Here is a 7948-nt window from a genome sequence, read left to right as displayed (position 1 = left end):
AACATGGCGTCATCAAGGGCAGTAAAGAGAGTTCCGGCCCCGATGCCGAATCGCTGAGACAAGTTCGGCCATCCTTTTGCCTTCAGTTCAGAATAAATCAATCTCTCCGGTGCGACTGTTCCGGGCAAGACGAGGCAATTAGGATCTGCGTGGTCACCATCGAGAATGGCGACGGATTTGTATGGAAGCTTGCCGGCCTTCCCGAGTCCACCCAGCATCGCCACAACATTCGCCGGTCCGACAGGATTAATTGCAATTCGATTTAGCAATTTTGCGGACTCTTCTGCAGATGCTAAGATCTCTCGGAGAAGTATCTCTGCATCGCGATCCTCAACAAAAACATGAACTTCGGGGTGAACCTCGTCATCTAGGCGGCTCATAGCGAAGTCAGCCGAGACTCCGTATACGACACTCAAACCCTGCGGACCAGGCAGAAGAAGGATACGAGCTTCTTGGGGAAGTTCCTGCAGGACAAAGGGGCTGTGCGTCGACAAAATTACTTGCACGCGGCGGTGTCGCGCTAACCAAAGTAGAAAGCGGACGAGTCGACGTTGCGCGCGCGGATGCAAGGACGCTTCAACTTCGTCGATGAGCAGGAGGGAGTTGTCCGGAATGCCTTGTAGTGTTCGAAACAAATCAAGAGTCGCGTCCTCGCCGGCACCTTGATGGAACTGGGATAATTCTCCCCATTCTCGTTCAAGCAAACCAACTTGGCGCTTCTTGTCTACATCAGACGTTGCGAATCTGGCTTTGCTGTAATTGCGCCCGAGGACATGGGACAAACGGTCACGAAATGCATCGCTGATTTCAGCGCTTTCAATTTCAGACGCCGCAGAACGTGCGATCTTGGCATATCCCACTGACGCATCGAGTGGAAGCGTCCGTGCGATATCGAGTAAAAATACATCTCGCTTGGGGGCGTTGTCGGGAACTCGCCACCTTTGTGTGAGTTTTGTCATCCTAAAGCTTTCGACATTTGGTCCGCGTTTGACGCGAAAGTCGATTTTTACGCCTTGGATGGTGTCCCAGTGTGTTTCGACAAAGAATGCAGACGGGTAAAAGCGCTTTTCTTTGTCCTTGCTGTCATAAACACAAGCTGCAATCTTCATCAACGTGCTCTTGCCGCTGCCATTCTCCCCCACTACAGCCACTACCGGAAAATTAAACTCGACAGACTGACCAGCCCATCCACGTAGACCGTCGATTTGCACCATTTGTAGAAATTGTGGCCACATGCCTGCTTGGTACTGGCCCCGGATGGTGTTGATCTCGCTGTAGTCCACGATCTAACTTCCTCTGCAGTGAAATATAAATCAGCAATATTGGTGCGGTTTACATTTGCTAAAATTGGCTACCAAGCTCCAGCTATTTTGTAAAACGAGTAGGCGATGGCTGTTAACGCGAGAGATATAGGGATCAGGATCTCCGTTAATCCCTTTGACCAAATCAGCATTGTCAGTGTTGCATAGGTCGCTGAATAGATCCGCAGTCGCCGATCTACTTCGAACTCGATTTCGATCGACCGTAGTTGCCCCACATCATCTGGAACTAAGGAAATCGGAATGATCCCCTCCTGTGATCCGTTTGTGAAACGGAGTGCGCCTGGACTACCGAATGTGGGGAGGAAAGCTGCAAAAGTCGGGTCGCCTTCCTCAGCCTCCTTCATTACACGTGCGCCGTCGTCTTTGAAGTGCCTTGCCGGAGAGCCTGTGCGCTTGTATTTTAGATATTCCTGCTTCAATCCAGACACGACGGTCTTCTTTCGCCCGGCATTGAATTCATGGAGCATTTCGCTATGCGCTTCACGGCGCTCGTCTGAGAAGAAGTATCGCATGAAGAGATAAAGAAGAACTAGCAAGATCACGAGCCACGCCCTAAAGGGTTGAGCAGTGATCTCTTCTCCCCAGATACGCTTCCAAACATCCTTCTGCTGAATACCCAACATCCAGCCAGCTAAAACGGCACTGCTTGCAGCCATGCAGTTGCGTCTGACCTTGTCGTCGTCATCCATCGCAAGCCTTCCCGAGTTGTGTGCAACTGAAGCTCCAAGCCAAGCAGGAGGAGGCCGGTACCAGTTGTTCAGCCATTCCATGGATGAGCGTTGATGTCAACGCATTGACCATAGGCGAGGTTGCCAGAAAGACCCCCCGGGGTAATCCAGAGTGAGGGGCGCAGTCCCGGACAATTCTCACGCCCAATGCAATTCGATGATTGCCAGCTTCATCCGCAATGTGGCGGATGACATCACTGCGGAGACTGTGCTCGGCTGCAGCAATTCTCCAAGTGCAATGTCTCCATCAGCAGCCCCATGACCCGCCCCCACATCGTCTCCCTCGCCCTCGCCACATTCGCCACCACCGCCGTGCCCACACCGAGCATGGCCGCCGATCCCCCTGCCGAGCCCAATCCACCCAAGCCCACCGGCTCCATCGAAGACAGCGTCTGCCGCATCGTGTCCGAGCACATGGGCATCCCGCTCCAGCAGATCCAGCTGCAATCCCGATTCTTCGCCGACTTGAGGGCCGATTCGCTGGACCTGGTCGAGCTCATCATGGCCATCGAAGACGAGTTCGGCGTGGAGATGAGCGGCAGCGACTGTTCCGGCCTCACGACGGTCGGCACGGTCGTCGCGCATCTTCAGCAGCTCACGGCCCAGAAGCAGAAGGCTTGACGGAAAGGCGCGGAATGACTGAAGGGATCGTCCGCGAGTTGCAAAGCATCGTGCGCGGCCACGCACAGCTGGACACCGACGCGCACGGGCCGGAACTTCGCCCGGTGCTTCCCCGCGGCCCGCGCGGCGCCGCCATCTGCTTCGTCGGCAGGGATCCCGGCGAAAAGGAAGCGAAGTGCGGCCTCCCCTTCATCGGCGAGTCCGGGCAGCGTCTGCGCAATGGCTTGCTGGAGTTCTACGCACCGTCACTCCAGCCCAGCGAGCAAAGCAGGCTGGAGATCGGCGAGCGCTTCTTCTGGATGAGCACCGTGCCGTTCAAGCCCAAGGGCAACAAGCCCTGGAGCCAGGCGGTGCGGGTCGCGTGCCAGCCCTTGCTGCTGCAGTTCATGCACGACCAGTGGGGCGGCCGCGATGTCGTGACGTTCGGGACCGAGGCGTTCTTCTGGTTCGGGATCGGCCAGCCCGGCGAGACCCTGCAGAAGCTCAACGCCTTCTGGGACCAGGGCGACATCAAGTACGAGCGGAGCATCGACGTGCCGTTGCCCGGGCTGGCGCACACCGTGCGCCTGCACCCGATGCCCCACCCATCTCCGGCCAATGCGAAATGGCGCGCGCGATTCCCACAGCTGTTCAAGCAGCGGCTGTTGATGTTGAGGTAGTACAGGCGCGTCAGCCGTTCACCGGCCTGAAAAGCTGTGAGTCAGCATGCTCGATACCTCGGCGACGACGTCCTGGCACGGAGGTGAAACCCAGCTCATCAGCAGTTCACTGCGAGCCAGAACCTGCTTCGTGTCCATCGATTCCAAGGTGACTTGGAATCTGCGCACCTGGTCCTCCTTGACGGCGGGTGCCTCTTGTCGCACCCGAATGCGGTACTCGGACATCGGCTTGTCGATCGATGCGACCTGGGCCCGCCCGGCGTCGAGCGTGGTGCGATGGAATTCGGGAAGGCATTGGCCCGGGCGCTGGGGGTCAGGTCCTGCCTCGCAGGGGCGAAATCCGCTGGAGTGATGCAATGCCCACTCCACGGCCTCCACCTTCAGACCCTGGCAAGCAGGAGAACTCCTCAGCAGGCAGCCGACAAACCGATAGGTGATCTCGGGGCCGAACAGGTCGACCTCATCAATGAAGATCATCTTCGGCGAGCCCGTGTTGGCTACCTGGACGATCTGAGGTTGGGGTGCATGGGCTTTGCACGCGGCTTGAAACGAATCAATGGCAGCGCTTGTCGCCAGCTCGCGTTCCTTGTCCTTGGCTTTCTCGATCAGCGGATCGACATGGATTCCCCAAAGAATGAGCAGTGGCACGCTGAGGCGAACGGCCCAGGCAGCGAACCAAACGCCGCCAAAGCGGCGTCGCTTCCCGAAAAATGAGGCAATGCAGGCGATCAGCCAAACCAGGACGATCGCGACGGATCGAAGGAGGTCGGCCGCGATGCCCTCGCCCCCCATCGCCAGAGCCATGCCCGGCAGGAGCAGCAGGGCAGCCGAAAAGGTTCGACCGAAGGGAGGTACCGCCAAGAATTTCATCGGCACCTGCGATCGCCGTCGCAGCACTCCATGGCCGAGCGAAACCACATTCCTGTCATGAAAATCCCCCTCCTCGTTGTGCCGCGATCTTCTCATGTGGTGTGCGCCGGTCTCGGCGCTGTTCAGGCAGCGGCTCCCGGCCTTGTCATCGCAGGCCCCCGGCACCCGGATTGCCCCGAGCCGAGTCATGAAGATCACCGGCTCCTGTCACTGTGGCGCCATCCGGTACAGCGCGGAAATCGATCCGGCCCGCGTCACCATCTGCCATTGCACCGATTGTCAGAAGCTGACGGGCACCGCCTACCGGGTCTCTGTCGGCACGCGGCGCGAAAACTTCGTGCTCGAGCACGGCACGCCGAAGGTCTACATCAAGACGGCCGACAGCGGCGCCGAGCGCGCCCAGTCGTTCTGCCCCGAATGCGGCTCCCCGCTGTTCACCTACGACCTCGCGACCCCCGACACCTACGGGCTGAGAGTCGGCTGCATCGATCAACGCCGGCAGCTCGTGCCGAGCAAGCAGATCTGGTGCCGCTCGGCACTGCCGTGGGCCATGGACATCGCAGCGCTTCCCCGGCGAGAGGAGGAATGACTGCAGGCCGTGCATCGTCAGGCCGTTCACAGCTTCGGCTGGCCACCCCGCCGGCCACCATCGGCGCCCCAGAATCGATCGACCTCACCGCAGCAGGAGCACGCGACCATGCTGGATCGCCTCAATCGATCGCCCTCGCCCACCATCGGCTCACCCCGCTCCACCAGTCCGTCGGACAACACGGCCCCCACGCAGCGCCCGCGCGGCCCGAGCGGCCGCTCGCAGAGCCTGGGCCAGCTGGAAACCCTCACCAACCGCCCGCCGCCGGGCACCGCCCTGCGGCTCGGCGACATGGCGCCCCGGTCGCCGCTGCCGAATGCATCGGCGCGTGCGCGGCCCGAGCTCAACGAGCCCTGGCTGAACGGCACGCGCGACGGGCTGCTCAGCGAGCACCCGGATGCTGCAGCCGTCACGACGGCGCATCAGTCACTCACGCAGGCCGGCTACGAGTTCGTCGGCTACCACGGCACCCACCATGCGGCCGGCCAGTCCATCATCGGCACCGGCCTGGATCCGTCGCGCATCGGATCGAACAGCGGTACCGCCAAGGGCAGCGGCTTCTACGCGGCGCACCGGCGCGGCTATGCCGACGAGTGGGCCGAGGCGTCGACGCAGACGGGCGAGGTCCATCCGAGAACCTTCGAGCCGGAGCGGAACACGGGCGACGCAGGCATCGAGCGCGTGACGCGCGTCTACGCGCAAGGCATGTCGGCGATGCGCCCGGGCCGCGATGTCGCCTGGGGCCTGCACCCGTCAGCGGGTGACCCGCATGACGACAAGAAGCTCACCACGGGCCAGCCGTTGAACGTGCAAGCCGACGTCGGCGACCTCGAGGCCGTGTTCTCGCCGCAGGTCTACGGCAAGCTGGCCGCGATCCCGTCGCTCGGTGCGGACGGGGACGCCGCGGCCCAGCTGAACCAGGGCCGCGCCAAGTGGCCGCCGCACGAGGCGCCGTGACGAGCCTCAGGCCTGAAGCTCGGAATCTGTCGCGTCCACGGCAGCTTCGGCGGTGCCAGGACGAACGCCATCGAACGAGAGCTTGACATCCTTCGTCGTGCCACTGCAGTGGTAGCGAGCCACTTGCGCAACTCCCCTCTGATAGATGAAGTGCTGATGTCCTTGCGCGGAATCCCCCAGGGTCGCCTGGATCTCTACCCACAGCTCCGCGCCCTCGGGAACCCCATGGTCACCGGGGTCGCTGATGTTGGTCTCGCCGACAGGGAACGGAGTGCCGGTGGTCGCTGACGATATGCGCTGGCGGCCATCGCTGCGAAGGTAGTCGAAGCGCACCGTCACGAGGTACGCGCCCTTGTTGCGCACGGCCACCTTTCCGATGGGGACGGGGTTCTTCGCCAGCGCATCCAGATCCTGGGTGTGCCAGGTGCCGTCGAAGTACACATCGTGGACATGGCCGTCTTCCGCGACGAAGACGGCGTGCCAGTGCCCCTCGTGGGCGACGACACCCGGATCGCTCACGGCTTTCGGTGCAGAACTCTCGCGCGTCAGGTCGCGGTAGACCCAGGTGTCGTCCTGCGGCATCGACACGTCGGCAAGATGCCCTCCGGCGTCTCGGAAGACGATGTGCGGGCCCCTGTGATCGATGGCCGTGGGATCCCCGGCGGCTGCCACGGGGCATCCGCTGGCCACCGTCAGGTCTTCGTATCGCCAGCCGCCCTTGGCGAAATAGAGGCGCGCGATGTGATCGGCGCTGTCTCGATAGAAGCACTCGAGACGATTGTGGTACGCCAGAAAGACCGGCACGCCCTTGGCCCGCGGCGCCCGATTCTCCGGGGTCATCATGTCCTGCCGCACCCAGCCTTTCTTGTTGTCGTGATAGAAGTGGCCCAGCTGGCCGTCGCCTGCGCGGTAGGCCACGTGGAGTTGCTCATAGGCGTGGATGGCCGCCGGGTCTCCGTCAGCGTCAGGCAGGTTTCCCGGCACGACGGCCTGCATGTCTTCCCACACCCATTCACCCTTGCGGAAGTAGACGTGCGAGACGTGGTTGCGATCGTCGCGATAGAAGGCATGCAATTGACCCGGCGTGACGACCAACGAAGCGGCACCGATCGTCGCCCGCGCCTTGGCAAGCCCGGTCAGGTCTTCGTAGATCCAGCCTTCGTTCTCTCGGTAATACAAGTGGGACAGGCCGTTGCTCGCGGTGCGGTAGATCGCGTGCCACTGGTTGTCGGTCGCGATCGTGGTGAGCTCGCGGGCCGTTGTAGGCGTTYCCTTGACGCGGGCGGTGACGTCTTGCCTCATCCAGCCCGCCTGCCTGTCGTAGTAGTCGTCGAGGATCGAGCCGTCTGTGGTGACGTAGGCAACGTGCAGCTGCCAGTGATCGAAGATGGAAGCGGATGGCCGGCCAAGCGCGGTGGTCATGGAGTTCTCCCTGGGCTGTCGCACCAGAATCGGTGCGAATGCAAGTTACGCCCGATCCGAAGCCGGCCACATGCCGCGCGTTCCACCGGAACATGCCGGCCGTCTCAACTACGCACTCAAGGCCGGCTGCGGCATCGCGCTGGTGAGCTGCTTGATCCAGTGGACGGCCTCTGCATCGGGCCAGGGATGGCCATTCGCATGGCCGCGGGGCGGTGCGCCTGAAACCGCGGAAGCCGACAGCTCGCGGGCATCGCCCGGCGTGAGGCCGAACTCCCTTCGAAACGCCCGAATGAACGCAGCATCACCGGCGAATTGGCACTCGACAGCCACATCGAGAATTCGCCACGATCGAAAGGCGGGAGAGATGAGCATCGCAAACGCGCGCTGCAGGCGGCGCTGCTGGATGTAGTTCGCCGGGCTCGTCGTGCCGAACAGCCGATAGAGGCCGGCCCGCGATACGGCAAAGCGGCGGCACAGGCCCTCCACGTCGAGCGAATCCGATCCCAGGTTCTGTTCGATGAATTGCCTGACCTGGCTTTGCAAGGCCTGCTTGGTTCGGTGGAGGGGCGCCTGTGCGTCCGCGCCGTGTCCGCTGCTGCCCAGGACCAGCTGGGCAAGTGCTTGAACCGTGGCCTGGCTTTGTCCGTAAGTGAGGTCGCAGCCCCCTCTGCGCAGCCCCAGCAGATAGTCGCCGAGCAGCCGCCCATAGGGTGTGTCGTGTCCGAAGACGGCAAGCGATGGAAGTGGGGCCGTATTTGATGCCGCAGGCGCTACCAACAC

Annotated in this window: 9 protein-coding genes; 4 read left to right on the top strand and 5 right to left on the bottom strand. The window is 61.8% G+C overall.

The genetic code is table 11. The annotated features are described in order from the left end of the window. On the bottom strand, positions 1 to 1283 hold a 1283-nt coding region (locus AC1D15_RS11690; protein WP_477826104.1), incomplete at its 3' end, for an ATP-dependent nuclease. A gap of 68 nt (positions 1284 to 1351) precedes the next feature. After that, positions 1352 to 2011 carry a hypothetical protein gene (locus tag AC1D15_RS11685; RefSeq protein WP_477826103.1) on the bottom strand — a complete coding sequence of 220 codons (660 nt, stop codon included), beginning with the start codon at positions 2009 to 2011 and terminating at the stop codon, positions 1352 to 1354. 297 nt (positions 2012 to 2308) lie between these two features. Between AC1D15_RS11685 and acpP the strand changes: the two genes are divergently transcribed. Together acpP and AC1D15_RS11675 are read left to right on the top strand one after the other, a co-directional pair. Next, the gene (acpP, locus tag AC1D15_RS11680; protein WP_477826102.1) at positions 2309 to 2671 is read left to right on the top strand and encodes an acyl carrier protein; all 363 of its coding nucleotides are present in this window, start codon (positions 2309 to 2311) and stop codon (positions 2669 to 2671) included. 14 nt (positions 2672 to 2685) lie between these two features. Beyond that, positions 2686 to 3330 carry a uracil-DNA glycosylase family protein gene (locus AC1D15_RS11675; protein ID WP_477826101.1) on the top strand — a complete coding sequence of 215 codons (645 nt, stop codon included), beginning with the start codon at positions 2686 to 2688 and terminating at the stop codon, positions 3328 to 3330. A gap of 18 nt (positions 3331 to 3348) precedes the next feature. Here AC1D15_RS11675 and AC1D15_RS11670 read toward each other — a convergent pair whose 3' ends face one another. Then, a complete protein-coding gene (locus AC1D15_RS11670) occupies positions 3349 to 4389 on the bottom strand; it encodes a hypothetical protein (protein WP_477826100.1) in 1041 nt (346 codons plus the stop codon). Between AC1D15_RS11670 and AC1D15_RS11665 the strand changes: the two genes are divergently transcribed. Both AC1D15_RS11665 and AC1D15_RS11660 read left to right on the top strand, forming a co-directional pair. After that, a complete protein-coding gene (locus AC1D15_RS11665; RefSeq protein WP_477826099.1) occupies positions 4388 to 4789 on the top strand; it encodes a GFA family protein in 402 nt (133 codons plus the stop codon). The two genes, AC1D15_RS11670 and AC1D15_RS11665, sit on opposite strands and share 2 nt — an antisense overlap. A 108-nt stretch (positions 4790 to 4897) precedes the next feature. Further along, the gene (locus AC1D15_RS11660; protein ID WP_477826098.1) at positions 4898 to 5746 is read left to right on the top strand and encodes a poly(ADP-ribose) polymerase family protein; all 849 of its coding nucleotides are present in this window, start codon (positions 4898 to 4900) and stop codon (positions 5744 to 5746) included. 6 nt (positions 5747 to 5752) lie between these two features. Here the strand turns inward: AC1D15_RS11660 and AC1D15_RS11655 are convergent, their stop codons facing one another. Both AC1D15_RS11655 and AC1D15_RS11650 read right to left on the bottom strand, forming a co-directional pair. Beyond that, on the bottom strand, positions 5753 to 7168 hold the full coding sequence (locus AC1D15_RS11655) for a hypothetical protein (RefSeq protein ID WP_477826097.1): 1416 nt from the start codon (positions 7166 to 7168) through the stop codon (positions 5753 to 5755). A 108-nt stretch (positions 7169 to 7276) separates the two neighbouring features. Continuing rightward, on the bottom strand, positions 7277 to 7948 hold a 672-nt coding region (locus tag AC1D15_RS11650), incomplete at its 5' end, for a helix-turn-helix domain-containing protein (RefSeq protein WP_477826096.1).

Source organism: Rhizobacter sp. P2_H2, assembly GCF_056403375.1.
The sequence above is the reverse complement of the archived record's forward strand: the minus strand, read 5'-3'. Positions and strand labels throughout refer to the sequence as shown.

Excerpts from the sequence above, each read along its gene's own strand:
- AC1D15_RS11665 (WP_477826099.1), top strand. The coding sequence starts at position 4,388 with ATGAAGATCACCGGCTCCTGTCACTGTGGCGCCATCCGGTACAGCGCG.
- acpP (WP_477826102.1), top strand. The coding sequence starts at position 2,309 with ATGACCCGCCCCCACATCGTCTCCCTCGCCCTCGCCACATTCGCCACC.
- AC1D15_RS11660 (WP_477826098.1), top strand. The coding sequence starts at position 4,898 with ATGCTGGATCGCCTCAATCGATCGCCCTCGCCCACCATCGGCTCACCC.
- AC1D15_RS11670 (WP_477826100.1), bottom strand. The coding sequence starts at position 4,389 with ATGACTCGGCTCGGGGCAATCCGGGTGCCGGGGGCCTGCGATGACAAG.
- AC1D15_RS11675 (WP_477826101.1), top strand. The coding sequence starts at position 2,686 with ATGACTGAAGGGATCGTCCGCGAGTTGCAAAGCATCGTGCGCGGCCAC.
- AC1D15_RS11685 (WP_477826103.1), bottom strand. The coding sequence starts at position 2,011 with ATGGATGACGACGACAAGGTCAGACGCAACTGCATGGCTGCAAGCAGT.